Annotated in this window: 27 protein-coding genes; 7 read left to right on the top strand and 20 right to left on the bottom strand. The window is 48.0% G+C overall.

Annotation, left to right across the window (positions count from 1 at the left end; translation table 11 throughout):
- Positions 1–22 precede the first annotated feature (22 nt).
- Positions 23–1132, top strand: coding sequence for an MBL fold metallo-hydrolase (locus BUF15_RS02495; RefSeq protein ID WP_073611875.1), 1110 nt, complete (start codon positions 23–25; stop codon positions 1130–1132).
- A 301-nt stretch (positions 1133–1433) separates the two neighbouring features.
- On the opposite strand, the gene BUF15_RS02490 is transcribed toward BUF15_RS02495, so the two are convergent.
- Complete coding sequence (locus BUF15_RS02490; protein ID WP_143170615.1) at positions 1434–2246, bottom strand: hypothetical protein; 813 nt, start codon at positions 2244–2246, stop codon at positions 1434–1436.
- Between the two features lie 225 nt (positions 2247–2471).
- On the opposite strand from BUF15_RS02490, the gene BUF15_RS02485 reads away from it, so the two are divergent.
- Positions 2472–2912, top strand: coding sequence for an alanyl-tRNA editing protein (locus BUF15_RS02485; RefSeq protein WP_073611873.1), 441 nt, complete (start codon positions 2472–2474; stop codon positions 2910–2912).
- 100 nt (positions 2913–3012) lie between these two features.
- Here BUF15_RS02485 and BUF15_RS02480 read toward each other — a convergent pair whose 3' ends face one another.
- From BUF15_RS02480 to BUF15_RS02385, 19 genes are all read right to left on the bottom strand, one after another.
- On the bottom strand, positions 3013–3732 hold the full coding sequence (locus BUF15_RS02480) for an HAD family hydrolase (RefSeq protein WP_073611872.1): 720 nt from the start codon (positions 3730–3732) through the stop codon (positions 3013–3015).
- A gap of 60 nt (positions 3733–3792) precedes the next feature.
- Positions 3793–4110 (bottom strand): hypothetical protein, encoded by a 318-nt coding sequence (locus BUF15_RS02475; protein ID WP_073611871.1) that lies wholly within the window; start codon positions 4108–4110, stop codon positions 3793–3795.
- A gap of 130 nt (positions 4111–4240) precedes the next feature.
- The gene (locus tag BUF15_RS02470; protein WP_073611870.1) at positions 4241–5218 is read right to left on the bottom strand and encodes a quinone oxidoreductase family protein; all 978 of its coding nucleotides are present in this window, start codon (positions 5216–5218) and stop codon (positions 4241–4243) included.
- Between the two features lie 468 nt (positions 5219–5686).
- Positions 5687–6958 (bottom strand): MFS transporter, encoded by a 1272-nt coding sequence (locus tag BUF15_RS02465; RefSeq protein ID WP_073611869.1) that lies wholly within the window; start codon positions 6956–6958, stop codon positions 5687–5689.
- Positions 6959–7135: 177 nt separating this feature from the next.
- A complete protein-coding gene (locus BUF15_RS02460; protein ID WP_073611868.1) occupies positions 7136–8392 on the bottom strand; it encodes a hypothetical protein in 1257 nt (418 codons plus the stop codon).
- 161 nt (positions 8393–8553) lie between these two features.
- Positions 8554–9498 carry a methylenetetrahydrofolate reductase gene (locus tag BUF15_RS02455; RefSeq protein WP_073611867.1) on the bottom strand — a complete coding sequence of 315 codons (945 nt, stop codon included), beginning with the start codon at positions 9496–9498 and terminating at the stop codon, positions 8554–8556.
- 59 nt (positions 9499–9557) lie between these two features.
- Complete coding sequence (locus BUF15_RS02450) at positions 9558–10241, bottom strand: methylenetetrahydrofolate reductase C-terminal domain-containing protein (protein ID WP_073611866.1); 684 nt, start codon at positions 10239–10241, stop codon at positions 9558–9560.
- A 134-nt stretch (positions 10242–10375) separates the two neighbouring features.
- Complete coding sequence (locus tag BUF15_RS26520; protein ID WP_084553393.1) at positions 10376–11674, bottom strand: (Fe-S)-binding protein; 1299 nt, start codon at positions 11672–11674, stop codon at positions 10376–10378.
- 74 nt (positions 11675–11748) lie between these two features.
- Positions 11749–12186: a hydrogenase iron-sulfur subunit gene (locus BUF15_RS02435; RefSeq protein ID WP_084553391.1), complete on the bottom strand. Its 438-nt coding sequence runs from the start codon at positions 12184–12186 to the stop codon at positions 11749–11751.
- Positions 12186–16631 (bottom strand): FAD-dependent oxidoreductase, encoded by a 4446-nt coding sequence (locus BUF15_RS02430; protein ID WP_159441205.1) that lies wholly within the window; start codon positions 16629–16631, stop codon positions 12186–12188. Before BUF15_RS02430 ends, BUF15_RS02435 begins: the two co-directional genes overlap by 1 nt.
- 959 nt (positions 16632–17590) lie before the next feature.
- Positions 17591–17734 carry a hypothetical protein gene (locus tag BUF15_RS27330; RefSeq protein WP_200802312.1) on the bottom strand — a complete coding sequence of 48 codons (144 nt, stop codon included), beginning with the start codon at positions 17732–17734 and terminating at the stop codon, positions 17591–17593.
- A 119-nt stretch (positions 17735–17853) separates the two neighbouring features.
- Entirely contained in the window at positions 17854–18054 is a 201-nt protein-coding gene (locus BUF15_RS02420; protein ID WP_073611861.1) for a cold-shock protein, read from the bottom strand.
- 43 nt (positions 18055–18097) lie between these two features.
- Entirely contained in the window at positions 18098–18340 is a 243-nt protein-coding gene (locus BUF15_RS02415; RefSeq protein ID WP_073611860.1) for a hypothetical protein, read from the bottom strand.
- 207 nt (positions 18341–18547) lie between these two features.
- Positions 18548–18802, bottom strand: coding sequence for a hypothetical protein (locus BUF15_RS02410; RefSeq protein ID WP_073611859.1), 255 nt, complete (start codon positions 18800–18802; stop codon positions 18548–18550).
- Positions 18803–19014: 212 nt separating this feature from the next.
- A complete protein-coding gene (locus BUF15_RS02405) occupies positions 19015–19215 on the bottom strand; it encodes a DUF3553 domain-containing protein (RefSeq protein WP_073611858.1) in 201 nt (66 codons plus the stop codon).
- Between the two features lie 202 nt (positions 19216–19417).
- Positions 19418–19639: a tautomerase family protein gene (locus BUF15_RS02400; protein ID WP_073611857.1), complete on the bottom strand. Its 222-nt coding sequence runs from the start codon at positions 19637–19639 to the stop codon at positions 19418–19420.
- A gap of 543 nt (positions 19640–20182) precedes the next feature.
- A complete protein-coding gene (locus tag BUF15_RS02390; RefSeq protein ID WP_073611855.1) occupies positions 20183–20443 on the bottom strand; it encodes a hypothetical protein in 261 nt (86 codons plus the stop codon).
- Between the two features lie 5 nt (positions 20444–20448).
- The gene (locus BUF15_RS27005) at positions 20449–20610 is read right to left on the bottom strand and encodes a hypothetical protein (RefSeq protein ID WP_159441204.1); all 162 of its coding nucleotides are present in this window, start codon (positions 20608–20610) and stop codon (positions 20449–20451) included.
- Between the two features lie 85 nt (positions 20611–20695).
- The gene (locus BUF15_RS02385) at positions 20696–21253 is read right to left on the bottom strand and encodes an excalibur calcium-binding domain-containing protein (protein WP_159441203.1); all 558 of its coding nucleotides are present in this window, start codon (positions 21251–21253) and stop codon (positions 20696–20698) included.
- 295 nt (positions 21254–21548) lie between these two features.
- Between BUF15_RS02385 and BUF15_RS02380 the strand changes: the two genes are divergently transcribed.
- From BUF15_RS02380 to BUF15_RS02360, 5 genes are all read left to right on the top strand, one after another.
- On the top strand, positions 21549–22298 hold the full coding sequence (locus tag BUF15_RS02380) for an MBL fold metallo-hydrolase (RefSeq protein WP_073611854.1): 750 nt from the start codon (positions 21549–21551) through the stop codon (positions 22296–22298).
- A gap of 377 nt (positions 22299–22675) precedes the next feature.
- Positions 22676–23296, top strand: coding sequence for a LysE family translocator (locus BUF15_RS02375; protein WP_073611853.1), 621 nt, complete (start codon positions 22676–22678; stop codon positions 23294–23296).
- 115 nt (positions 23297–23411) lie between these two features.
- Positions 23412–24338 carry an alpha/beta fold hydrolase gene (locus BUF15_RS02370; protein WP_084553385.1) on the top strand — a complete coding sequence of 309 codons (927 nt, stop codon included), beginning with the start codon at positions 23412–23414 and terminating at the stop codon, positions 24336–24338.
- 151 nt (positions 24339–24489) lie between these two features.
- The gene (locus BUF15_RS02365) at positions 24490–24870 is read left to right on the top strand and encodes a tautomerase family protein (RefSeq protein WP_073611852.1); all 381 of its coding nucleotides are present in this window, start codon (positions 24490–24492) and stop codon (positions 24868–24870) included.
- Positions 24871–24939: 69 nt separating this feature from the next.
- Entirely contained in the window at positions 24940–25524 is a 585-nt protein-coding gene (locus tag BUF15_RS02360; protein WP_084553383.1) for an HD domain-containing protein, read from the top strand.
- Positions 25525–25667 lie beyond the last annotated feature (143 nt).

The raw sequence follows: 25667 nt of genomic DNA, 5'->3' as shown, positions 1-25667 counted from the left end.
TAAAAATGCTGGGAGGTATAAAATGAAAAAGAAAACCCTTGGGTTGTTGGCTGTGTCGCTTTGTCTGAGCTGGGGCTTTTCGATGTCCGCGGTAGCCCAAGATCCTGCTAAGATTTGGCTACGTCAGGGGCCTAATAAACTTTTGGATTCAGATGCGATTATGGCCAAAATGGATATGGCTCGTGATCTCGCGGGATATGATTATTACTTATCTACTCTCCAGCGTTTACAGTGTCAGGATATTGATGAAACTTACACGATAGTTCAAACTCCCGGCGTTAATATGGGCGCATGGAAAGAGGTACCTGCCGAGCCGACACAAGTGTTTGACAATGTTTACTATGTTGGAGGAATGGAAGTTGGTGGCTGGATAATTGATACCGGCGAAGGGTTAATCATGCTCGACTCTTCGTACGAATATGGCGCTACTACGATCCTTGAGCCTAACATAGCGGCGCTGGGCCTGAATCCTGCTGATATAAAGTATATTCTAGTTACCCATGCCGGCCCGGACCATTTTGGTGCTGTGATGCACTTCGTTGACAATTATGGCACAAAAGTTGTCTTTAATCGCCAACTAGCTGGTGGGCCTGCAAATCCACCTTGGCTGCAGGTTGTACCGGAAGATATGGTCATAATGGGTGACGGAGATAAGCTGACCCTTGGGAATACTACTATTACTGCAGTTCACACACCAAGAAGTTACAATGCCGATGGAATTACCCCCGGAGACGGACTCTCGTATTTCATCCCTGTAAAAATTAATGGAAAGCGTCACCTGTGGGCGACATATGGGAATACAGGCCTTGTCGGCACGGTAGCTGATAAAGTGTTATATCGAGAGTCTATGGCGAAATGGCTGAAGTATGTAGACGCTCTTAAACCTGATATTGCGATAAGTAGCCATCCGTTTGTTGATGCATCACTTGATCGCATGGAGATAATTCGAGAATGCAATGACAGAAGAGGTCAACACAAAGGATGGAACAAGCAAGAGTGCAGCCGCAATCCATTTGTGATAGGTAGAAAGGCTGCAAGGCGCTACTTCGAGATCATGGATCAGTGTGCGGTGGTTCAAACAATGCGCCAAGAAGCTGGTATAAATAGCACTGGACTTGAGGAATTGCCATAGGGAGGATAGGGGCAGGTGCCAGTATCGAAGCGATTGGGCCCCTATCAGACGCCTCCGTTGAATCAGCAAAGACGTGATCTGACACTTTGAAAATGATATATATGGAGCTCCGACGGGTGTGAGAAGCATAGCGGAAACACCGGTCGGAGCCCTTTCAATCCTTTCATACAGGGCAAAGGAGTGTCAGCTTGCTAAGCACAAATGAGAAGACTTTTGCTATAGATTTTGCAGCAAGCCACATATACATCGCACCTGATCGTAAAAATTTTGTCAAATATATCCACCGGAAGGTAAGTTGTCGTTAATGCGACACGATGGCACGCACGGTTTTTCCTAAAAGATTGTCCAATAACTGGTCTGCCGCGTCAATTTCCCTTGAGGAGGAAAAGCCGGAGTCGAGCTCCATATAAATCTTTTCGTATGAGGAATGTCGAATTTCCTGGGTTGCCCGAAAGGCATCCGGTCGAGGGTAAAGGCCATTTTCAAAAAAGAAGTTGCAGGGGGCCGGAGAGTTATCTCGACGATAAGGCCAGTTGGACTTGAGTTCGGCAAATTCCCTGAACGCATCTCTTGCCCCGGTATTTTGTGTGTAATCACTTTCGGTGACGCGTCTGCCAAGGCGCAATTCAACTTCCTTGAAATACGCGGTCAAAAGGGCGTGCTCTGTCACAATCAGTCCAAACACATACCAATCGTCAATGGTTCGGATAAGTATCGACTGGTAAATGGTTGGTAATTTCTTGGTGGAAGGGCAAAAATAGGTCCTACATGCCTGCTCACCGTACCAGCTCAGAGATCGATAATCTACGCCATTGTTACCAGGCGTAGCCGGGTGGAGAAGGCAGCCAGGGCGGCTCTTCTTTTCACCGATGAGCCCCAGGAAAGGGCAATGATGAAATTGGGCAAACGGCCGTGATAGCCTGTGAGGCCCCTTGTTCTTTCTTTGGAATTCAAAGATCCCGTCTTCGGTTCTGGGGACCGAAGTGAAGTCTTTGGTCCGCTTTGACAACAGATTCTCTAGTTTTTCACGTGATAGATCTGGCAAATTATACAAACCACAACAGGCCCCGCAAGATACTGTTTCACTCACCTGGCAAAAGTAAATGTTGTTCATACCATCATCCATTCATCTATCACCCTCGTGCTCATTAACCATCCATACGCTTGAGTCGCAGCGGTTTCGATTTGACTTCACATTAACCAATTTACAGGTGCCTGTCAGATCAAATTCAATTAAGCTTGCTACCAGCATGACGATGTGGAATTGACAAGGTCGTTCCTCATATTTTCATGAGTGACGGGGGGCCGCTTAACTCTCAAAAACCAGCAACAGGTTGACATGGCAAAATCTTATGCCCCGCGGATGCATTCGGCAGAACACATACTCAATCAGGTAATGGTAAGAAAATTTGACTGTGGTCGTTGCATCAGTGCTCATGTGAACAAGAAGAAATCCAAGTGTGATTATCGCTTCGACAGGCTCCTGACTGATAACGAAGTGAAGGAAGTGGAGGCCGAAGTCAATAAAGCTATTTCTGCGAATCTGGATGTGACTGAAGAGATAGTCTCTCTGGAGGAAGCCGATCGGAATTTCAATCTCACCCGTCTGCCTGATGGAGTCGAAACGGTTCGTATTGTTCGCATCGGCGACTTTGATTCCTGCCCATGTATAGGCGAACATGTTGACAATACATCAGAAATAGGGGTGTGTCACATAAGCTCCCAAGATCTTAACGATGGCGTTCTGCGGATACGTTACAAACTCGACAACCCTGAATAACGATAAGAATGAGCAACTAACAGCCTATTTACTACACCGAAAAGGCGCAAGTATTTGAAAATACACTTAATGGATAAATTTTTCGCTGAAATTCCGTACGTCATATTCTCTGACTCTTTGTGTCCATCATGGCAATGAGTGATTCAATCAGAGGATTTGAAAATCCCTGGCAAAAGACAATATCTTGGGTTGGAATTGTCATTTTTGTTTGATCAAGATATGGCTCAACAGCGACGATTTTTGCAGCACCAGCACGATAGGCAGCCCGGATGCCCATGTAACTGTCTTCGAATACGAGACAATCTGCAGGGGCCAGGTTCAACTTTTCTGCGGCAAGAAGAAATACATCTGGAGCCGGCTTGCCCGGATAACTGCCATCGTCATAGACAACCTGCGAACGGTTGAACCACTTTGCCAGGTGAAGGTGTTGAAAGTAGAAATCAACATTGACGGAATACGAGCCGGTGGCAATGGTTATCGGGAAGCCTGCATCTTGCAATGAGTCGAGAAAGGGGATCACGCCCGGTGCAAGACGAAAGGTTTCTGTGTTTTCAAGGCACATTTTACGATAGTACGATTCCTTTTCTTCAACAATATTGCCAAGCTCTTCCTTGTCAGGTTCGCGGCCCAGCAAATCCGTTATGATCGCTTTATTGGTACGTCCATGACCCGTCAGTCGGAACTCCTCGGCGGTAAAGGGTGTTTCCCTCAGTTTTGCCGACATGATGATCCAGGCTTCTTCGTGTAAGGGGGAGTCAAGCAACAGGGTCCCGTTAAAATCGAAAAGTATGCCCTTAATGCCATGTAACAGGGAGCTCATTCTTTCTCGTGGCCAAAAAATTACGAAACAGCTTTGTTGACAGCCTGGTAGAATGTCATCTCATTTCTCATCTTCGAAATGGCCGAGTGGCCGTTTAAAGGTGAATTCCGCGGGTTCCGCGACCAGTACGTCCCAGGCTTCCTGGGTGTTTCCACCCATAGCTGAAAAGGGCGAGGATACCAAGAAGATTACCGACCCACATAGCGTTGCCACCAATCCAAGCGGGCGGACGAGAATGATATCGACGGTCATAACCTCCGGACTGTTTTTCTCTTTTGCCTGATTACCATCAACGGTCGCAGCAAAAGAGCCATACGGCAGCATCATCAATCCACTGATCAGACACCAGGTAATGACTGTTTTCTTGAGTAGAAACATCGCATCTCTCCTGTTCAAATCTTTTGTGTGAATACCTGGCTGACGTACAACCAGATGTATGCCAGGCTAACGCGAAGCCGGTTTGCATTCTATGGTGTTTCTTTAAATCTTTTACTGCTCTCGTAAATGCTTATGGCAGGAGTATCGTGCTGCCAGTTGTCTTTCGCTGTTCGAGGTCACGATGCGCCAACGCGGCATCTTTGAGCTTGTATTCCTGCATGATATGCATTTTGACTGCCCCGGAGGTTACCGCATCGAACAGGTCGGCAGCATGAGCAAGAAGATCTTCACGCCTGGCTGTATAATGCATGAGGCTCGGCCGGGTTAGAAAAAGCGATCCTTTGGCCCCGAGTAGGCTGATGTCCAGCGGTTTGATTGGCCCCGAAGACTGGCCGAATGACACCAGGGTTCCCATTGGCCGCAGGCAATCAAGAGAGTGCAGAAACGTTTCCTGTCCCACCGAGTCGTAAACCGCGTCAACACCCTGTCCCTTGGTTATCTCTTTCACTCTGGCAACAAAATCCTCATCCCGGTAGAGGATGGTGTGCATGCAGCCGTTCTTTTGAGCCATTTCTGCTTTTTCGGGGCTGCCTACCGTACCGATGGTTGTGGCCCCGATTTTACTGGCCCATTGACAGAGGATGGAACCGACCCCACCAGATGCTGCATGAATGAGGATGGTACTATCCGGTTTGACCTGATAGCAGCCGCGAAGCAGGTAGCGAGCGGTCATCCCCTGAAGCATCATTGCCGCCGCATCGCGGGTTGAGATCGCTTCGGGAAGCTTGACCAGCCGGTGTGCCGGTATGCAGCGGATTTCGCTATATGCTCCTGGCGGAACCCCAGCGTAGGCGACCCGGTCTCCCTTGACGACCTCGGTCACTCCATCTCCAACCGAATCGACTATTCCCGCTCCTTCAAGCCCGATAACAGCAGGGAGGGCAGGTAACGGATAGAGACCCGTTCGGTGATAGACATCGATAAAATTGAGACCGATCGCCTCGTGAACAACTCGTACCTCTCCTGGACCGGGAACACCTGGGTCATATTCTTCATAGGAAAGAACTTCAGGTCCGCCAGTTTGGTGGATGCGTATAGCATAAGCCATGGTGCTTCTCCTTTGTATTGTACATTTTTAGCAAAAATGTGAACAAGTCGAATCAATTGCTTTGGCAGAAAATAGTCACGAATGAGCATAGCGCTAACCAGAAACTGCAGTTGGTCGTCAGAAATGGCAACCAACGACTTGGGGAGGAGGTGGCAAACAACGGGATGACCAGAAACTGAGGGGATTAGGGCCGGTTCATTGAGGTGGTTGGCATGGATGTGGCCAGTATGAGCAGATAGCCACAGATATAGTAATAAATTATGTAATTACCCCTCATTCTCAGCCTGATAAGGGTAGGTGAGAGGTGTGAGGTGTGAGGCGTGACATGTTGGGAAGTGATCAATCAACAGAATTTCTCCTACTTTCATATTGTTAAAACGAGCACTATCATTTCATGCAGGCGCTCCTTACTCTTCTCTCCTTACCCCTCACTTCATGTGGCTGGGCTTTCGGGGTAATCAGAAAAAATTATATATTATCGGTATCCGGCACGCGTTCATAATCGGTTTTGAAGGCAAAGTAGCACGTTGCCAGGATAAACAGTGCAGAGAAGCCAAAGAGTAGACGATACGCATCGGCCCCCATGAATGAGAGTGAATCAAGCACCGTGCCAAATAGAAGGGGAAAGCCTGAGCCGATCGGCAGAGTGAGGATGGGGGCCAAGGCAAAATAGGCGGTGTTGTCGCTTTTATTGGCAAATATCCTCACAGACGGCGGGTAGACCATATTGCGAATGGCCCTGCCTATGCCGAGAAGAAAACTGATAATAAAAAAAGTAAAATAGCTTGGGATCAAAGTGAGAAGTATGAGGAGTAGAAGGGTGATGCCTTTTGAAAGGAAGAGCTTTTGCTTTATCCCGAGGAGATTCATCGTCCCGAGAAGGATATTGACAGTGATTGACCCTGCATAGATAAAGGCGACGAATGCACCGGCTGCCACTGCGGTGGGTACTGCGAAATAGGTGGTGGCATAGTTGGCGTAAAACGATAAGACCGTGATAATGACATAGAAATCAAGATCGGCGGCGAGGTAGATGAGGAAACGGCGATTGGTGAGAATCTCGTGGAATGTTTGTCGGGTGTGACGAAAAAATGAGGTTTTGTCAGGTGCCGAAGGAGCGGAATCGGTGATTTCTACGGTGATCAAAAAGCACAAAGAACCGAGAATAAATAACAGCCCCGTGGCGATAAACACCCAGGCTGATGATTTGAGAGAGAACGCGTAAGTATCGACGATCTTCAGAATAAAAAAACTGGAAATAATTTTGCCAAGATTCTGGGCAAGCATCATATAGCCCAGGCCCGGAACGGTTTTCGACTCTGAAAAGATGCGTGTCAGATAGTTGAACCAGATGGGAATAGTCAATCCCATCAAGATCGAAAATACTGTGTATGCCGAAAAAAAGAGTATCAGTACATCGTCCACCTCACTGATACACGGAAGAAGCAGGCCCAGAGCTAAAATAGCCAACCCTGAAAAACCGTGCAGAGCGCCAACGAGCGATCTTTTTAACGGATAATTTCTGCTCAGATACGTCGAGAAAAGAGGAAACGTTGATATGCAAAAGATAAAGAGGGAGGGCACGAAGCCGACCAGAGTGCTTGATGCACCGAGACTTTTCAGAAACAGCTGAAGAAAAGTTGACTCAAGAACAATGGGAAATCCCAGGCCCCAGAAAAGCTCAACGAATGCCACCCCGGCAACATTTCTGATAAAATAGTCGTCTGTCTTTGTTGCCATGTCTCATCTTTGCCGGGTGGATATTTAAGAGGCGTTTTTTGCCCGAAAAGGCGCCAGTCGATGGATAACAGGCAATCGAGTGTACCCGAAAAAACACATTTTCCCATCTATTCTCTTATTTCAGAAGATGGCCTGAATGTGACCTTGGTCCATGGTCAGTATGAGTTTTCGGGGCAATTAGAAAAAGATACTGTTAACCCCACAGGCGAGAACCCACATTACTACCGCATATTGCCAGTTGTTCATTAAAATATCTCGAGGTGACACGTGGTATCGGCTGGTCAGAGCGAGGCCTACGCCTGACAGCGGACTGCATCCTGTTGAGATTGCCCAACTGGTGAGAAAGAGAAAGCCCAGCTGGGAGTGGTCGGGGTTCAGTGGCAGAAGCAGAGGGCTCACGATTGCGATACTGACAACCGGGTGAACGCCGATGATACCTATGATAATTAATCCACCTGAAATAATAGCAAAGAGAACAGGCGTGAAGCTCAATCCCGCAAGGTTGAAAATGGCAGGGTAGACATACGTAATTGATTTGAGCCCGGTAGAGAATACTCCTGCTGCCAGAAAAAGCACAAATTGGCTGCTCACAGAAGAGATCCGATTATTGATAAAATCATGCAAGGTTGAAAGTCGTGGCCTGCCTTTCATAAAAATGAGGGAACCTATGGGGGCAACAAGGCAGGTGAGAACGAGAATTTTCAGATCGTGGTAGAAGTGGTGAACCACAATCACTGTGGCGGCAAGCAACAGGGGTACCATCAGACTTTCCGCTTTGAGAGGATATCCCCTGAATTCTTTCTGCCTGCGAATATTCACCTCAATAATTGAGTAGCATATCGCAAGAAGACACATCAGTATTCCAGGTTGAAGGGTTTGCTGCCAATGCATGTCGGGGGCATAGGTGAGTGCAACACCCGTGGCAATAAAAAAGGGTGACCACCAGGCGGCTGCGCAGAAAGAACGGGCCAGAATAGTCGTTTGCGATCTGCTGAGCGTACCGTTCTTTTTCATCCTGTCTCCAAATACAAAGAGTATCGAGAGATTGATGACAGCGCCGAGCATATTGGTCCCAAAGGCTGTGGTGATGACGGCGAGGTTGCCTTGAGGGAGATCCTGATCCTCGTTTCCGGAGTTGGTGAGTGTCAGAAATGATACGGCCACAAACATGGCGAGCAAAGGAACATTAACTGCCAGCACCTCTGAAAATCCGAGAAAAACCCCGTTAATTGATGAGAACAGGAGCGCCAGCGCGCCAAGGACTAATAGTATTATCGCCTGGTTGCGGCCACTCTTGCCAAGTTCGGTCCACATCAGGAACAGTATCATCCAGGCGAGGAGTGTTGGTAGTGCCAGAAAGCGAGGGGAAACAAAGACACTGAGTAGATACGAGATAAGAGTGGAGGCAATGATCCATCCTGCAACTTTTTTCATGTGGTTCTGATACGTAATTCTAGCAATGTTATGGGATTAGGGTCGTGTCACATGAGGCGGTGTCAGGGTACTATATGGATGGATATCTTGAAAAGATAGGACCCGGCTCATAATCTGGCCGGGTCCTATGATACTGGTGGGAGTGGTGATAGGTGCTCGGCCTAATCAAAGACAGGACGAGGTAATACCTTAGCTTGCTCGGCTATCTCGGGAACTTTATGTTCCCATTCGATGGCCATCAGGTGAACACCATGGACGCCTTTCATCTCCTTGAATTCCTCGATCTGCTCGCAGGCGATCTTTATGCCTTCATCGGCAACCTTGTTCTTTTCAACACCTTTTAAGCGATCGATGATTTCATCCGGGACATCCATTCCCGGCACCTTGGTTTTCATATACCGTGCCATACCCACACTCTTCATTGGTGTGACCCCGGCCAGGATATAGACTTGCTCGGTGAGGCCTTCTTCATTGGCAACCCGGATAAATTCACGAAACCTGTCCATGTTGTAAATACACTGGGTCTGGATGAAGTCGGCGCCGGCCTCGATCTTCTTGGCCAGGCGGTGGACACGCCACTCATAGGGCTCAGCGAAGGGGTTGCTCGCTGCACCGATAAACATTTTGGGCGGTTGATGGATATCGTTGCCACTCAAAAACTTGCCTTCATCGCGCATCTGTTTGACCATGGCAATCAGCTGAATCGAATCGATATCAAAGACGCCCTTGGCATCGGGATGGTCGCCGAACTGCTGATGATCTCCAGAAAGACAGAGCATGTTTCGGATCCCCAGGGCGGAGCCGCCGAGGATATCGGCCTGCATGGCCAGGCGATTTCTATCCCGGCATACCATCTGATAATTGGGTTCGAGCCCTTCCTGTATGGCAATAAGGGACGCCGCCCAGCTGGACATTCGCACCACGGCGGTTTGATTGTCGGTAATATTGACGGAATCGACGTGTCCTTTCAAAAACTTTGACTTCTCTCTGACCTCTTCGGCATCGGTACCTCGGGGAGGTCCAAGTTCACCAGTGAAGGCAAACTGGCCTGATTTGAGGACCTTTTCCAGGTTACTTTCGGACTTGGAGTTGGTTTCTGTGCTCATATGTCATCCTCTGTTTCTTGATAAGGGGAAGAGGAAAAATGCTTGGGTTATTTACCCCATTATTTCGCCATTTTTTCAGGTTTCTTGTATCCGGGTTGAATCAGGTTTCGTGGAGCCTGATCCTTCCAGCCGCGGGTGACGTTTATTTTCTTGATGGCATCGAGACGACTTTGCCCGGAAAGGCGATCATAGATCCGAAACCAGGCACATGGCTGTTCGTTGCTGATCTCACAACTCCCTTTATTGGTTCCGCCGCAGGGACCGTTCAGCAACCCTTTCGCGCACATGGTGATCGGGCAGATTCCGCCGGTGAAGCCGAGAACACACTGGCTGCAGGAACGGCATCGTTCTTCATACCAGCCTACGGCCTGATTGACTGCGAGTCCGCTGGTATCCACTGCCGGAAAGGTTGGGATATGCGGGTATCGTTCTGCGAGAAACTGGATACCGACACCGCAGGCCATGGAGAGCAGGGCGTCGAATTTTTCATTTTCGATGAGGCTGTCCAGTTCGGCAAGATACTCGCGGTCGCATTGCCGTTCGATGGTGTGCGCATAAATGTCAATGGGATCATCGTCGAGGCGCCTTGCCATCTCGAGCTCGATGTTCAGAACAGCCACCTCTTTTTCTCCGCCGGTAAGGCAGACGGAGACGCAGGTTCCGCAGCCGACGTTCAAGACCTTGTGGTACCCTTGCAGCATTTCCTTGATCTCGGCAAAGGGTTTTCTATTGGCAACTATCATAATATCCTCCGAAACGGACCGGGAGTGCAGGTTGATTCCTCCCGGTCCAGGCAAATACTAGCACCCCACGAGGGGGTATAACTGCCTTAAGACAGTTTTTTCTTGCAAAAAAGCAAGAAAAAAACTGGAAGGCACTAAAGACCGACTTCTGCAAGATCCGGCCCGAGGTACACTCTTTCGTTTTCACCCAGCATACCCATCGACAGGCAGATAAGGGTCCAGAGATGTAACGTGTGCCAATGGCCACCGTAATGCTCGCACAGATCATGGATCTGGGCATGACAGTTGTGACATGGCGTGATGGCATACTGAGCCCCGGTAGCCTGGATCTGCTCGGCTTTCAGCCGGCCATATTCCCGACGGGCATCTGGGAATCCCGACTGCAGAAAGCCACCGCCACCGCCGCAACAGTAGTTGTTGGATTTGTTGGGTGTCATGTCGATGAAGTTTTCTTCGCCGACAACCTTTTTGACCACATAGCGCAGATCATCGGCCACAGGGTCACCAAAAGACTTTCTGACCAGCTGGCAGGGATCCTGAACGGTGAAGGTGATCTTCAGGTCCTTGTTCCAGTCGGAGCTTACCGGCAGTCTTCCTTCCCGGATCCATCTCGCGTAATACTGAATAATGCTGGCAATCTCGAAGTTGTGAGGAATGTTGAATTTTTTCAGTCCGGCCCGGACTGCGAAGAGTTCGTGTCCTCATTCCGTGTTGAGCCACACCTTACAGCCCAGGTCGTCTACAGCTTTGGCCTTGACCCGGATAATATGCTCCCAACTCTTGTTGTCGGCGAGAAAGAGGCAGTAGTTTTCCGCTGCCCATCCTTTGGAACCGTACGTCCAGTCGGCTCCCACCTTGTTTAAGATTTTCCAGAGCGGGATCATCTCATCGGGTTCGGTCACCGGCTCTCTTGAGTTCTGGTTGAGGTAGAAGAATGAACCTTGCTTGTCCATTGGTGCCTGCAGCGCTTCAAAACCTGGCTGCATGTCGCGAACCTCCTGGGCAACGTCTTCAACCACGAAACGCCAGTCCTCTTCCGAGGCACCCATGGCGCTGCAGGTATCGTTGCGAAGCGCCATATCGCATGAGCCCAGGATACCTTTCGGGCGTTCCTCGCGAGGTCTGCTGGCTCGCAGGTTAAAGACCAGCTGGGGTATGTCGATTTTCATCGGGCAGACATAAACGCAACGCTGGCACATGGTACACATCCACGGCCAGTTTGAGGCCATCAGCTCCTCATCCATACCGAGAGCTGCCATGCGCAACATCTTGCGTGGGTCCAGTCCTTCCAGTCCGGTTGCCGGGCAGCCGGAAGTGCAGGCTCCGCAGGTGAGACACATGTCAAGATTTCCACCCTCAGGCAGAAGACCTTTGACCGTGTCCATGAACCTGCTTTTCTTTTTACCGCGTATTTTTAATGCTCCTTCAGACATAGTTGACTCCTTTTATGGGGTGCCGCTATTTTCAACACATCCTTTCAGGTTTCAGGTCCAGTTGCGCTGCCGTGCTAAGCAGGGGCAGCGGCCTTCCTGGCTTTCGCCTTCAACGGATTGGGTCCGAGGGACAGTATATGCTCGGTCATCTCCTGAGCGTATTTGGCAAAGGTCGGTCCTTCGCCGGACGACAGGTTGTACATCCTGACCCGGTCGCCCTCAATGCCGATCTCTTCCAAAAGATCGTGGATGTGGGCGACCCGTTCACGGCAGCGGAGATTCCCCTGATTATAATGACAGTTGCCTTCAAGACAGCCGACGCAGAAAACACCGTCGGCACCTTCCTGAAAACATCTGAGCAGGTACATCACATCTACTTTGCCGGTACACGGGACGCGGAGTATTTTTATATTGGTGGGGTAGGTCAGTCTCATCGAACCTGCCAGGTCCGCAGCTGAGTACCCTCAGTAATCGCAACAAAATGCCACAATAGTCGGTGTGAAATCAGCCATTACATTCCTCCCGCAAGCAAAGTTTCAATCTCGCATGTGATCTGGTCGTCTTCGTAGTTGTTGAGGTTGATGGTCTGTCGTGGGCAGACGCAGGCACAGACACCACAACCCTGACAAAGTGCAGGATCAATAACAATCTCTCCTGCCTCCGCATTGAATTGCGGAACCTCAAACGGGCAGGACCGGACACAAGTCAGACACTTGACGCAGTGATCCGGGAACACCTGAGCCTTGATGGCTGACAGTTTGATCTGGTCTTTGGAGAGGAAGGTGACAGCGCGTGATGCCGCGGCATTGGCCTGAACGATGGTCTCTGAAATCAGTTTCGGGCCATGGGCGGTACCACAGAGGAAGACACCGTCGCTTGCCATATCGACCGGTCGCAGCTTGACGTGAGCCTCGAGGAAATACCCTTCGGAATTGGCATTCAGCTTCATCTTCCTGCCAATCTCTTCCGAGCCGATCGGCTGCACGCCTGCGGAAAGTGCCAGGATGTCAGACCGGATCTCGATATCCCGTTGCAGGACATGGTCCTTGACCGTTACCAGAATGCCTTCATCGGATGGTTCGGCGACTGGTGGGTTGTCTTTCTGATACCTCACGAAGATGACACCCTGCCTTCGTGCTTCGGTGTAATAATCTTCCAGGAGGCCATACATACGCATGTCGCGATAGAGGATATACACCTGGGTGTCCGGATTGCTTTTCTTGATGGCGAGTGCGTTTTTCACCGCCGACTGACAGCAGATCCTCGAACAATTGGGTCGTTCGTCGTTACGGGAGCCGACACACTGGATCATGACCACAGAATCCAGATCAGCGGCGCCTTTTTCCTCCAGCCTGTCGCCCAGTTGGGTCTGGGTGAGCACGCGATTGTCTTCCCCGTAGAGGAATTCCTTCGGGGTGTATTCACCTGCGCCGGTGGCGACGATGATAACACCGTGCTGGATTTCCTGCGGTTGTTCCTGGCCGTTTGCCCGAACCACAGTCTTGAAGTTGCCCTGGAAACCTTCGAAATCGACGATTTCCGAATCGGTGAGAACGGTTATCTTCTCATCTGAAATCACCTGATCAGAGAGCTGACCGACATAGGATCTGATGTCGGCACCTTCGATGGTGTGGTGCAGGGTGCGCCCCATACCGCCGAGTTCGCTCTTTTTCTCAAGCAGGGTAGATTCAAACCCCTGTCGTGAAAGATCGAGGGCGGCATTCATGCCGGCGATTCCGCCGCCTACCACCAGGGCCCGCTTGTTGACAGGGATAACCTTGCCATGCAGCGGTTTCAACGTAATAGCACGGGCGACGGCCATACGGACCAGATCTTTAGCCTTTGCCGTGGCAAGTTCAGGATTGTTGGCATGAACCCAGGAGTCCTGGTTCCTGATATTGGCCATTTCAAAGAGGTATCTGTTCAGGCCGCATGCTTCCAGGGTCTCCATGAACATGGGGGCATGGGTTTTGGGACTGCAGGAAGCGACAACCACTCGATTGAGTTTCTCTTCGAGGATCTTGTCCTTGATCTTGCCCTGAGTGTCCTGGCTGCAGGTGAAGAGGTTGTTGTCGGTGAAGACGACTCCCGGCAGGGTTGCTGCGTACTCCTGCAGGCCGGGAACATCAACGACACCGGCGATATTGGTGCCGCAGTTACAGATAAAGACACCGACACGCGGTTCCTGGCCGGAGATGTCAATCTCTTCCGGAATCACCAGGGTTTTGGTATCGGTCCCCCGGGCCTCGGCAATCTGACAACCTGCAAGACCGGCGGCGGCGCTGGCTTCGGTTACAGAGGAGGGGATATCCTTTGGTCCCTGGAAGGTGCCGCAGGTGAAAACACCCGGTCGTGATGTGGCAAGGGGCGTAAAGGGCTCGCTTTCAATGAATTTATGTTTATTGACATTGACACCCAGCCTTGCTGCCATCTCAAGGGAAGATTCGGTGACCTCAAGGCCAACGGAGAGCACGAGCATGTCGAACTCTTCTTCGACTATCGCACCATTTTCATCGGCAAAGCGCAGAATGAGATTTCTGTTCTCCGGATTTTCGATGACCGAATGGATTCTGGCTTTGACGAAACGGATACCTTCCCGGTTCCTGGCCCGGTCGTAATACATTTCGTAGTCTTTGCCGAAGGAGCGGATGTCCATATAGAAGATGGCCGCGTCGAGATCGCCACCGGCATGTTCCTTGGCGATCATGGCGTCCTTGATCGCATACATGCAGCAGACCGAGGAGCAATAGGTGTTGCCGCATTTATTGGTGTCCCGTGAGCCGATACACTGGAGCCAGGCGATCTTTTTTGGTTCCTCGTGATCAGACGGACGGACGAGATGACCCATGGTGGGGCCGCCGGAACTGAGCATCCGCTCGAACTCCAGACTGGTCAGGACATTGGGATTCTGCTTATACAGATAGAGTTCGGAAAGCGGGGTCGGGTCATACGGTCTGGCGCCGGTGGCGAGGACCACTGAGCCAACGGTAATATCCTTGTCTTGTGCAACCATGGAGTGGTCGATGGCTCCGGCAAGACAGGCATCAACACACTGGTAGCATTCCGAACAGAGACCGCAGGAAAGACACCGGTTCGCCTCCAGCTTTGCTGCATCTTCGTCATAGCCGCTGGCGACCTCAAGGAAATTGCCAGCGCGAGCATTGGGATGGAGGCATTCGACCTTGACCCGGTCCTTTTTCTCTTCGTTTTCAATGTCGGGTCGGACAAACTCCCATGTTGTGTCGCGTCCTTCCCGCAGATCCATGTTGTTGATATAGCGATGGATGCTAATGGCCGCTTCCTTGCCGCAGGCTACCGCATCTACTACGGATTTCGGTCCGTAAAAAGCATCGCCGCCAGCAAAAACCCAATCGATGGGGGTCTGCAGGGTTACAGAGTCCGCCTCCAGGCCGCCCGGCCGTGAGATGGCTATTCCCTGATCCTTGATGCCGTCGAGGTTGGCGCTCTGGCCGATGGCCACGATGACCGTATCGCAATGGAAGGTCTGACAGACGCTTTCATCGAATTGCGGATTAAAACGGCCGTTCTCATCAAAGACCCTGCTGCAGCTATTGAATTCGATACCGGAAACGCGCTGCTTATCCTTGTCGATGAAAAAGTTTCTGGGTCCGAAGCTGTTGACGATCTTGATATCGTCTTCCAGTGCCTCGATAATCTCATATTCCCAGGCGGGCATTTCGTCGCGACGTTCAAGGCAGATAAGGGTAACGTTCTCGGCTCCGAGACGTTTGGCCGTCTGGGCGACGTCGACGGCAACGTTGCCGCCACCGACCACCACAACCTCGCGTCCGAGCTCCACCTTTTTACCCATGGCGGCATCGCGCAGGAAGGAGACGCCCTGTAGAACACCCTCGATATCCTCGTTTTCGATGCCGAGCTTTCTGCCGTTATGTAAACCAATGGCCAGGAAAACGGCTGAATAACCATCCTGTTTCAGGCTTTCCAGGGTAACGTCTTTTCCAAACGTGACCCCGCATTTCAGTTCGGCGCCAAGATCCTGAACCACCTTAATCTCACCGGCGAGGATATCCCGCGGCAGACGATATTCGGGGATGCCATAGCGCATCATGCCGCCTGGCTCGTCCTGTTTTTCGAAGATGGTGACCTGATACCCTTCCTGGAGAAGGCTGTAGGCAGCCGTGACACCAGCAGGGCCAGAGCCGATTATTGCTACCTTCTCGCTGCGTTTTTCGGCCTTGATCTCGGGAAGATAAAACTCGCCTTTTTCCCTTTCATAGTCACCGAGAAAACGATGCAGTTCCCGAACTGCCAGGGGGGTGTCAACCTGGGCTCGGGTACATTCCCCTTCACAGGGATGATGACAGACCCGACCACAGATTCCGGGGAACGGATGCTCTTCCTTGAAGAGTTTCAACGCTTCATCGTACCTGCCGTCATTGATCAGGGCGACAAAACCCTGGATGCTGACATGGGCAGGGCAGGTGGCCTTGCATGGGGCTGTACCATGTTTACTTATACCGAATGCGCCTGGAATGGCTTGCGGGTATTGTTTGAAAATTGCTTTTCGAAAGTCGAGTAACTCGTTGTACTCGTTGGTGGTAGAGACGGGGCAGACCTTTGCACACTCGCCGCAGCTTGTGCACTTTGCCTGGTCCACATAACGTGGGTTCTGGTGAATTTTAGCGGTAAAGTTTCCGGGCTCGCCTTCAAGGCCCAGAATTTCTGTATTCGTGAGAAGCTCAACATTCAGGTGACGGCCGACCTCGACCAGTTTAGGTGAGATTACTCACATTGCACAGTCGTTGGTCGGAAAGGTCTTGTCGAGTTGCGACATGACTCCGCCGATAGCAGCGGATTTTTCTACCAGGTAAACGTGATAGCCGGATTCAGCCAGGTCAAGCGATGCCTGCATGCCTGCGATACCAGCTCCTACAACCATAACCGATCCACTTTTCCTGTTTGTGTCAAATCCCATGATGACTCCTTCAGTGCTGATGGTTAAGTGCTTTTCGTATACCTCAAAATTTTAGTTTTCAGTTGCAGTGAACTCCTATGAAATATCGTCGATTTTCGTAGATAGATACTCTGCAGGATCAAGACCTCCTTTTGGAATGTAAAATTATATGTAAAGATAATTAGCTGGTATGGCGTTGTTTTGTCGCCGACTCCCGCCAGGATTTCTCATCGGTTGTGATTGCCGTCTATCGCTGAACGCGAAGCCGAAACCCATCCAACCCCTGCTTCTTGCTTCAAGGAAAGCGGTGGTGCGATAGGATCAGCTTGTCATCGGCGAGCATCGTGTTTTATCCAGTTTTGAAATATTGAAGGTAAATATTACCATATCAATATGTTAACTGGATCGGCACGATGCTTGTGAGAAATCCTGGCGAAAAGTTGGCCTGCCCGACCGTTGCTCTTCGATATCAGAGATTGATCCTAGCTGTTCTGTGACGTCATATCAACAATTTTTATGCATTTCTTCATAGGATTCTCACAATTACCCCTACAACTAAAGTTGTGAAGAATTAGTAAGTTGGTCTTTGCTCAAAGGATTCGACATCTCACATAGTGGTTGTCGATTGGAAAAATTCAGCTCCAGATGGCTGAGAAGAACTAAATGAGAGGGAGAGTGTAATGAACGGTGCTCAATGAATGCTCATCTCACTTTTGATGATCTCCTTGAGAAGGGTTTCTGCTTGGTCGGGAGCGACAATCGTTTGGCGATCCGGAAAAAAATGAAAAAGCCTCCGATCGCGTGGACCGGATTAAGGTCACGAGAAGGAGGCTTTATGAACAACGTACAATTGTTTAAGCCACTCGAAATGGGAATCTGCGCACTACGTGCCTGCAACGATTCCCTGCATCCGAAAGACTCCTGTGAAAAGAATCCTGGCGAAGTGTTCTCAGTTATAAAAAAAGTCGGGCATCAAGCTGTCAATCTTCTTGAGGACGAACGATGTCCTTTTCCTCGGTTGTTTCTTTTTGCTTTTCGAGCTTACTCTGCTTTTTTTCTTCTTTCTTTTTCTTTTTTGCTAATTCTTTCTGCCGCTTTTCATATGAATAGTTTGTTTTAGCCAAGTTTCCATCCTTTTGTATGTTTCGAATTCAACGAAGTAGATCGGGCTTTTCACGAGTCCATCAACGAAAAAGACCCAGCAATTTGCTGGGTCTTTGGAATGGTCAATCTTGAGGCAATATTACTTCTGAACAACGTTCTCTGCAGCAGGTCCTTTTGGGCCGTCAACAACATCGAAGGTTACCCGTGCGCCTTCCTTGAGAGATTTGAAACCATCGGACTGGATGGCGGAATGGTGAACAAATACATCTTTGCCGCCGTCCATCTCGATAAAACCAAAACCTTTCGCATCGTTAAACCACTTTACTGTACCTTCAGCCATCTTGAAACGCTCCTTTGTGACGGGTCCCTTCGGAACCATTGAGTTATACCGCCGAAGTACCATTCGATACATCGACTTGTGAAGTCTGAGTGTCCAGACAAAACAGCTTATCGTTGCAGAGATTCTCTTTTACCGAAATCGGCAGAGGAAGCTCTACAGTAAAGGTAAAGGGCTTGTGGCCTGTCTTGGTTTTGGCACACGTTTCAAGCGGTTCTCGTACGCTGTCGTTGATAACATGGAAAAGTCCAAGAGCATCTATAATACGGGTCGTTACAAAGAAAAGCACGCATAATTCTTACAGTATTACATCCAATCGATTTAAAAGGTTTTTCCTGATAACTGTAGGTTGGACGGAATCAGTAGGTCGTTGGGCACATCTTTGTCTGGTGCCAACTCAATTCGCGAAGGATCACTATTGAATTTCGCGTATCTTTTCCTGTAGTCGTGTGAATTGTTACCACATTTCCTGAAGTGGCCTGCACTGGTGAATCTCTCAGGTCATTACGCCAAAGCGAAATTCTTTCGTGGTTTTGTTCACGTTGTTAAACTTTTTCTGGTGAGATAAGGAAACTTTCTTGGCAATGAGTCCTTGTTTGGTGACATGGCATTCAAACTCAACCACTGCACCGACTTTCAGGAACGCACAGCCAACAAGATCTTCCTTGCGAACCAGTATGTCTGAACCGCCTCCGTTATCGAGAAATCCAGAATTCTTGTCACGAAACCATTTTTTAACAACCGTTTGCAAAAAAACACCTCCAATGTGTTATTCAATTTTGTAAAGTCCATAGAACTGAACACAGAATGAGCCAATAACCAACAATATTTTTTCAATTCGCTGGGTTTTTAAGAATCTTTTCACTCAGTGAAAGAGGGCTCTGCTGCTCTGAATCGGATGATACCATGCAGTGCTTCACTGCATGGAGATGATCTATCTATTTGATAATGTAATGAATGGTCTTACTTTTTAGGGCCTTCTTTTTCCGAGACAGTTGGAATTCGAGTAAGATATTTTGAACCCTTGGCAATTGATACGTTTTTGTTGCCTTCAAAGATAACCCTGATCGTACCACCTTTTTCTACTGTAACAATTTTTCCGATACCCCAATCTGCTTTTTTGTTGTGTCGAACGTTTTCGCCTGCGTGCAAAAGTGATGTCATGCGTTTTCCTCCAGAATTTTATTGGTGCTACATGGATATATAATACGTCATTATTTCAAAAAGACTCCCTATTTTATTTGAAACGGAGGAGATCGGCAGTGTTGAAACCACTTAAACGATAGGGTGTAGAGTGATCTACCACAATGGAAGATCTTTAAATTGTTAGGTATTGTGTCAGGGGCGACCCTTTTCGCAAGTTTTTTTAGCTTTTCCCTGCGGCCAGCGCTTTTACCGCCTCGGTGGTGAGTGGATTTCCACCTATGCCCCAGTTGCCATTTTTCACCTCGTCAATCACGACCCATGTGACAGGCCGCATATTTTCACCTTCGATAGAGACCATTGCATCGGTGAGTTTTTGCACTATTTCCTTCTTCTGGGACTCTGAGAATACACCTTCGATGACTTTCACGTTGATAAGTGGCATAAGATTGCACCTTTGATGCTGAAAAAAAAGATTTTGTCCGAGAAAGTGATGTCGAGGACGCGTAAACAGAAGAGCCTTTTGCCAAATGAGGATTTTTGTTCAAAATCGAGGCATGCGAAAAATTTTACCACAGGCATATGCATAATATTCCGAGGATGAAATTTTTTAGCATAACGCTGAGTTTGGGCGAAAAGACCATTTTGCAAAAGGCTCAGAAGACAATGGCTTTATACTCTGAGCAAATGCTTGGAGTAACAGGCACCGCGATTGGCGCCAGTTTGATGAAATTGATGTGGAGCCTTGAGAATTCCCAAGCCAAAGTCGCCCGACATTGCAGTAGGAAGTACTTGTGGCATCTCACAAGACACACTCCTGTGTGTCACCCTGACAATCTAATGATCCGTGGGTGGTAAATCAAGTCGCCGCATTTCTTCTGATGTGAACCCAAAAAGAAATCTAGCGGGAGAGGGACCTCATGGAGCCATCTGGAAAGGATAATCTCTGGTAATTAGAACTCACAACGCGGTCACTGTGATTCTACTTTTATCCGCTGATTACCCGAATACCTGATTCCTCAAGGAAACGTCTGGTTTTGCTGCACACGGGAGCCGTCGTTTTGAGAACAACATTCACATCAGGACTTGCCGTGTGAATAGTAGACGCCTTTGCAAGGATGTTCCGACCATCGGCCATTATGATCCGGCTTTTCCGGTTGACGACAATGGCGACACAACTCTCATCGATTTGCTCAAGGACAGTACGTGACGGCAGGCCGAACTGCGCAGGGGGAATGGTGTTTGTCATTATGGTTAATCCAAATACGCTTGGTTGATTTTCACTCCCACATACACACCGACCAGGCTCCCAGCAACGCTCACGAAGTAGGCTGTCATGATGCCAACGAAGGCACCCAGCCACCAGCCAATCGAGCCAAAGAGGGAAATCATGATGAAAAGAATGAGTTTCTTCATAGTCTTGTAACTGACTTTTGGCCGTCCTTATTGAGTGCGATTATGAACCGTCGTTTTTCTGCTCTGAAGTACATGTGACAATTGCTCAATTGCAAAGCTGCCTTTCGCACGGGATGCCATCTCCATCACCATCCATCATGGTGCCGGGACAGTTTCTCAGATAGAACTTGGCCTCTTCGCAGGATCTCATCTGGCTGCAATGGGTTTTTCCTGTACAGCCGTATCGAGCAGAAGCTTGCACGGTATTGTGAGAAAAACTCTGCACTAGCAAGAATCCCCTGCCGGAGGAATGTCGTATATAGACTGTTGCCCAGACAGCGATTGTCAGAATGATAAGCACGATAATAACAGTTGTAGCTGTTGGTGATGACCGATGTGCGTGCGATTTCTTCTCGGAGACTTCCTCCCATTCGGATGATGCCAAGCCTTCAATCACTGCGTCATACGCCTTGATATTTCCCTCCTCATCTTTTTGGATGTAGTAAAAGAGCCTATCGCCGACTTGGGGTCTTCTCGAAATATTTTCACCAAGTGCAGAAATATGAAGGAGAATATCATCTACACCTTTCTCTGGTGTAATGAAGCCGAAACCTTTGTTGTCGAACCACTTGGTTAGCGTCCCTTTAGATCGAATATATGCCAAAGCGTGCATCCTTTTGGGAACTGGTTGTAACTGACGAGTGTGTCATTATCACTAACGTGGAAAAGCATACTGACGGTTGAACAGCAGATCAAGAAAATAATAACTATGTATATGAATGGAAATTCTGGCCTAGACAAACTTCGAATTGTACAGTAATAGTTTGTAACTATTCGGATATGCTATCGATTGGTGGAAGGGTTGGGTGATTCGGAAATGTATTGAGGAAATGAGTAATTATTGTGTGGAATTTGCAAATATATGGGGTTTTTTTTCATATAATTATTGGTTGTGACTAATGAAAATATCAAATAATTGCTACATAGTATCCGGGCTATCTGTTGAACCTCCATGGGCAGTAAATTCAGGCTTTATCGTAGGAGAGCATACCACATTAATTGTTGATACTGGCTCGAATTATTTATCAGCACAAACGATTTATGGATATGCACTCTGCGCTGCACCACAAAATAAACTAGTCGTCATTAATACAGAGCCACATTTTGATCATATTGGAGGTAATTGTTTCTTTTACGAGAAAGGTGTTGAGATATTCGCTCACCCTCAAATATATAGAAGTGAGGCTGATTTCCAACAAAATATTGTTGAATTCAACAATACGATTCCAAACGAAGTTCGAAGGAAAAATAACGAATCAAATATCTTTTTTTACAAAACAAAACTCGTGAATCCAAACAGGTCGTTAACTGGGATCAAGACTATCGATATAGGAGGTTTGATAATCTCAATTCACGAAATGCCGGGCCATACTCCATTTAATATAACCTTGTTTGAACCTGAAGAGAGGGTGCTTTTTTGTGGCGACACTATGGTGACAGGATATTTGCCAAATTTGGAGAATAGCAATAAAACATTGTGGAAAAGTTGGCTTAAGGCTTTGAACGATATTTTTGTATTATCCCCAGAAATAATAATACCAGGGCATGGCTATAGTATAGTTGGTATCGATAATATAAGAAATGAAATAGATAAAATGAAATCAATCATTGAGACCGCAATAAGATACAATAAAGCTCCAACAGCATGAAAATGAAAATTGTCATAACAAGTCGTTGCAATGGCGAAAAAAAATGCGTGCGGCCCTAATATTTGCGTTCTGCGTAAAAGGTAAAAGTAATGGATTACACATAAGAAACTGAATGCATCAAAAAAACACCAATACATCAGGCTGATTACAAGAGTAATTTCATGGAAAAATGGGACAGATCTAATTTCAATAAGGAAAGAATTTAATGGATGAATAAATAATCCTTCCATTTGCCAGGGAGATCGAATCGAAGAAGCAATCCTCAGGAGGTTTAAGTCAATTTTGTACAATAATTTTTCCTTACCAGTATTGTATTCCTATCTCAAAGTAGCACCGTGTGAAAAAAAAAGAGGATTATAATACAAAAGGAGAAGGTTATGGAAATACAAGTGTATGCCGCATTTGTCATCGCCACCGCAATCATGATCGCCTTACCAGGCCCGAGTGTACTTTTGACAGTTGCCCATAGCATCTCATTTGGTTCGCATCGTGCTCTGGCAACTGTTGCTGGTGCTACCGTCGGAATCGCCGTGCAACTTTTTGTTGCTGCATTAGGCCTAGCCTCACTATTGAATGGTGTCGCTGTAGTATTTGAATGGCTTCGCTGGTGCGGCGCCGCATATCTTGTATACCTGGGGATAAAACAGTGGCGAGGCGCAAGTGAACCTCTACGTTTTGAGACTACGACAGTCACCAAATCACATTTATTTGTGCAAGGGGTTGTTGTTACGATTCCTAATCCAAAGAGTTTGATATTTATTGCCGCCTTTCTTCCTCAATTTATTGATGTGGCCCGTCCGGTTGGATTACAGTTTGCCATCATTCTTCCAACATTTTTGGTCATCACTTTTGCTGTAACATCCGTTTGGGCCCTGGCTGCAGGGAAAATGAGTGGGTTTGTCCAGAGTCAGAAAGCATTTAAAACTGTTTTTAGGACAACTGGAGGACTAATGATACTATCGGGGGTAGGTTTAGCTCTCGCTCGTCGTGGGAACTGAATATGAGAAAAAATTACTAGCACCTAAAACACATCATTCCACCGGAATACGTATACAATATGATGCCGAGGACTTCGATGTTCGGAGTATTAGGTAAATAGAAGTGGAATATTCAATGCAAACAGAAAAGATCACAAAACATCAAGACATCAGGTCGATTACAAGAGCAATTTCAAGTTTGACCATCCTCTTTGCAATCCTGTTTTTTGCTGTTGGGCTGGTTGACGCCAAAACGGAATGGCCGAAGATCGTTTCCTCTCAAGATGGCACACCAATTTCTTATGAAATTTACGGAGCAGGAGAACCAACACTTGTATTCGTGCATGGTTGGAGCTGCGATGCGCGATACTGGCGTGAACAGTTACCATATTTTTCAAAGACTCATCGCGTTGTCCTGCTTGACCTTGCTGGCCACGGGCACTCCGGTTCAACACGCTCACAGTATTCAATGAGGTCTTTTGGGGAGGATGTGCAGGCTGTTACAGAAGCTACCGGTAGCCGGAGTGTCATTCTGATTGGGCATTCTATGGGTGGCGTTGTCATTGCTGAAGCAGCTCGACTAATGCCTGATCGCGTTAAGGGGTTAATAGGCGTGGATAAGCTTGAAAATGTCGAATATCCACTGACCAAGGAAGAGCTTGAGCAAATGATAGCTCCCATGAAAAAAGAATTTCAAACGGCAAGCCGTGCTTTCGTGCAGGAAATGATTTTACCAAGCACTGATTCACAACTTCGGGAGTGGATTCTTGCAGATATGTCAGCAGCCCAGCCTTCCATAGCATTAAGTGCGATGGAAGAGATGATGTCACTGTATGTTTCGGGTCAACTTGCCGAGCTTTTTGATGAAATCCATATCCCAGTTCGGACCGTCAACGGTGACTTATGGCCCATTGATTATGAAGCCAATCGACGCCATATGGTTTCCTATGATGCCATAATCATAAAGGGGGCGGACCATTTCTTAATGATGGATAGGCCAGATGAGTTCAATCAAGCATTAGAGAGTTCAATTGATTCGCTGCTGCCCAAGCCAACGAAGTAAAATGATTTTTGAGGATTTTCAACTAATGGGATGCAGGTGGGAAGAAGCTCCAAAAAAATGCATTTACCAGAAGGGAGGCAGCACGGGCCCATCCGATATCACACTGTTTCCGCTGGTAGTGCATCTCCTTCAACTATGAGAACAATATCACATGCCTTTCTCTCGAATCACAACCAATTTTATCCTTGAAAATGAATCACGTTTTATTGATACATTTCATGAAACCATGATGAGGGTACTGAAGATACCAGATTATGACCGCTTTGTACTTTTAGAGCAAAAGTCAGAAGGGTTCTATCAACCGACGAATACCTCGGGAAAGTACATAGTCATTGAGATTGACATGTTTTCAGGAAGGACAATAGCCACAAAAAGGCAACTCTATAAGGACCTGGTTGTACTTGCAAATTCCGTAGGTATTGTCAGTTCAAACGTAACGATAATTTTGCGGGACATTGATAAGGAAAACTGGGGGATTCGGGGTGGCCAACCAGCCAGTGAAGTTGAGCTTGGTTTTAAAACCGATATTTAAAAATTATCGTCTATTCAACACGGACGGGTGTGTCGCACACCTACGTTGACTCTGAGTCGGGAGGCCGGTTTGTCAGACCGAGTTTCACATATATCCGAATTTCTGCTTGAACTAGATCTCTTAAAGGGCATAAATCGTCGGACCTACATCAACGGGGGAGCTCGATTAGAAAACTCAGCCGAGCATTCATGGCATTTAGCCATGGCGTGCTGGGCATTTGCAGAGTTACTGCAAGATGATTTTGATGTATTGAAGCTCCTCAAGATGGCCTTGGTTCATGATCTTGGCGAAATAGATGCCGGAGACACCTTTCTCTACAGTGACCAGCGGAATGACGCCCACGTTGCAGAGCATCAGTGTGTTGAGAGGCTTGGTTCACATGCAGGGAATTCGATCGAGAATCTCGTTGAGCTTTGGGAAGAGCAAGATCATGGCGAGAGCAAAGAGGCGAAACTCTTGAAAGTCATTGATCGTCTACTTCCTTTTCTGCATAACATGACAAGTAAAGGCCAAGCGTGGAAGGATAACGGAATCAAGAAGAGCCAGGTGATGAAAATGCACCAGTTTATTGAGCATGAAAACCCGGAGATTTACGCATGGTTTATTGCAAAGCTGGAGTCTGCTGTGGAACAAGGGTGGCTACAAGACTCCTGACGAATGGATTCACTTGGAACCTTTTCCCGTTGTTTAGGCTTCGCTGCGCCACCAAAAAAGTAGTCCGGCAGGCATGATGTTACCCGATAGCTCTCCGATATGATATCAAATGCCAATGCAACGCAAACGGCATTGAATGTAAG

This window comes from Desulfopila aestuarii DSM 18488 (assembly GCF_900143695.1).
Lineage (GTDB): Bacteria > Desulfobacterota > Desulfobulbia > Desulfobulbales > Desulfocapsaceae > Desulfopila > Desulfopila aestuarii.
This window is presented reverse-complemented; position numbering and strand designations above follow the sequence as displayed.

Excerpts from the sequence above, each read along its gene's own strand:
- BUF15_RS02470 (WP_073611870.1), bottom strand. The coding sequence starts at position 5,218 with ATGGCTTATGCTATACGCATCCACCAAACTGGCGGACCTGAAGTTCTT.
- BUF15_RS02370 (WP_084553385.1), top strand. The coding sequence starts at position 23,412 with ATGCAAACAGAAAAGATCACAAAACATCAAGACATCAGGTCGATTACA.
- BUF15_RS02405 (WP_073611858.1), bottom strand. The coding sequence starts at position 19,215 with ATGACATCACTTTTGCACGCAGGCGAAAACGTTCGACACAACAAAAAA.
- BUF15_RS27005 (WP_159441204.1), bottom strand. The coding sequence starts at position 20,610 with ATGAAGAAACTCATTCTTTTCATCATGATTTCCCTCTTTGGCTCGATT.
- BUF15_RS02380 (WP_073611854.1), top strand. The coding sequence starts at position 21,549 with ATGAAAATATCAAATAATTGCTACATAGTATCCGGGCTATCTGTTGAA.
- BUF15_RS02485 (WP_073611873.1), top strand. The coding sequence starts at position 2,472 with ATGGCAAAATCTTATGCCCCGCGGATGCATTCGGCAGAACACATACTC.
- BUF15_RS02455 (WP_073611867.1), bottom strand. The coding sequence starts at position 9,498 with ATGAGCACAGAAACCAACTCCAAGTCCGAAAGTAACCTGGAAAAGGTC.
- BUF15_RS02475 (WP_073611871.1), bottom strand. The coding sequence starts at position 4,110 with ATGTTTCTACTCAAGAAAACAGTCATTACCTGGTGTCTGATCAGTGGA.
- BUF15_RS02490 (WP_143170615.1), bottom strand. The coding sequence starts at position 2,246 with ATGAACAACATTTACTTTTGCCAGGTGAGTGAAACAGTATCTTGCGGG.
- BUF15_RS02465 (WP_073611869.1), bottom strand. The coding sequence starts at position 6,958 with ATGGCAACAAAGACAGACGACTATTTTATCAGAAATGTTGCCGGGGTG.
- BUF15_RS02450 (WP_073611866.1), bottom strand. The coding sequence starts at position 10,241 with ATGATAGTTGCCAATAGAAAACCCTTTGCCGAGATCAAGGAAATGCTG.
- BUF15_RS02480 (WP_073611872.1), bottom strand. The coding sequence starts at position 3,732 with ATGAGCTCCCTGTTACATGGCATTAAGGGCATACTTTTCGATTTTAAC.
- BUF15_RS02365 (WP_073611852.1), top strand. The coding sequence starts at position 24,490 with ATGCCTTTCTCTCGAATCACAACCAATTTTATCCTTGAAAATGAATCA.
- BUF15_RS02420 (WP_073611861.1), bottom strand. The coding sequence starts at position 18,054 with ATGGCTGAAGGTACAGTAAAGTGGTTTAACGATGCGAAAGGTTTTGGT.
- BUF15_RS02375 (WP_073611853.1), top strand. The coding sequence starts at position 22,676 with ATGGAAATACAAGTGTATGCCGCATTTGTCATCGCCACCGCAATCATG.
- BUF15_RS02400 (WP_073611857.1), bottom strand. The coding sequence starts at position 19,639 with ATGCCACTTATCAACGTGAAAGTCATCGAAGGTGTATTCTCAGAGTCC.
- BUF15_RS02460 (WP_073611868.1), bottom strand. The coding sequence starts at position 8,392 with ATGAAAAAAGTTGCAGGATGGATCATTGCCTCCACTCTTATCTCGTAT.
- BUF15_RS02495 (WP_073611875.1), top strand. The coding sequence starts at position 23 with ATGAAAAAGAAAACCCTTGGGTTGTTGGCTGTGTCGCTTTGTCTGAGC.
- BUF15_RS02390 (WP_073611855.1), bottom strand. The coding sequence starts at position 20,443 with ATGACAAACACCATTCCCCCTGCGCAGTTCGGCCTGCCGTCACGTACT.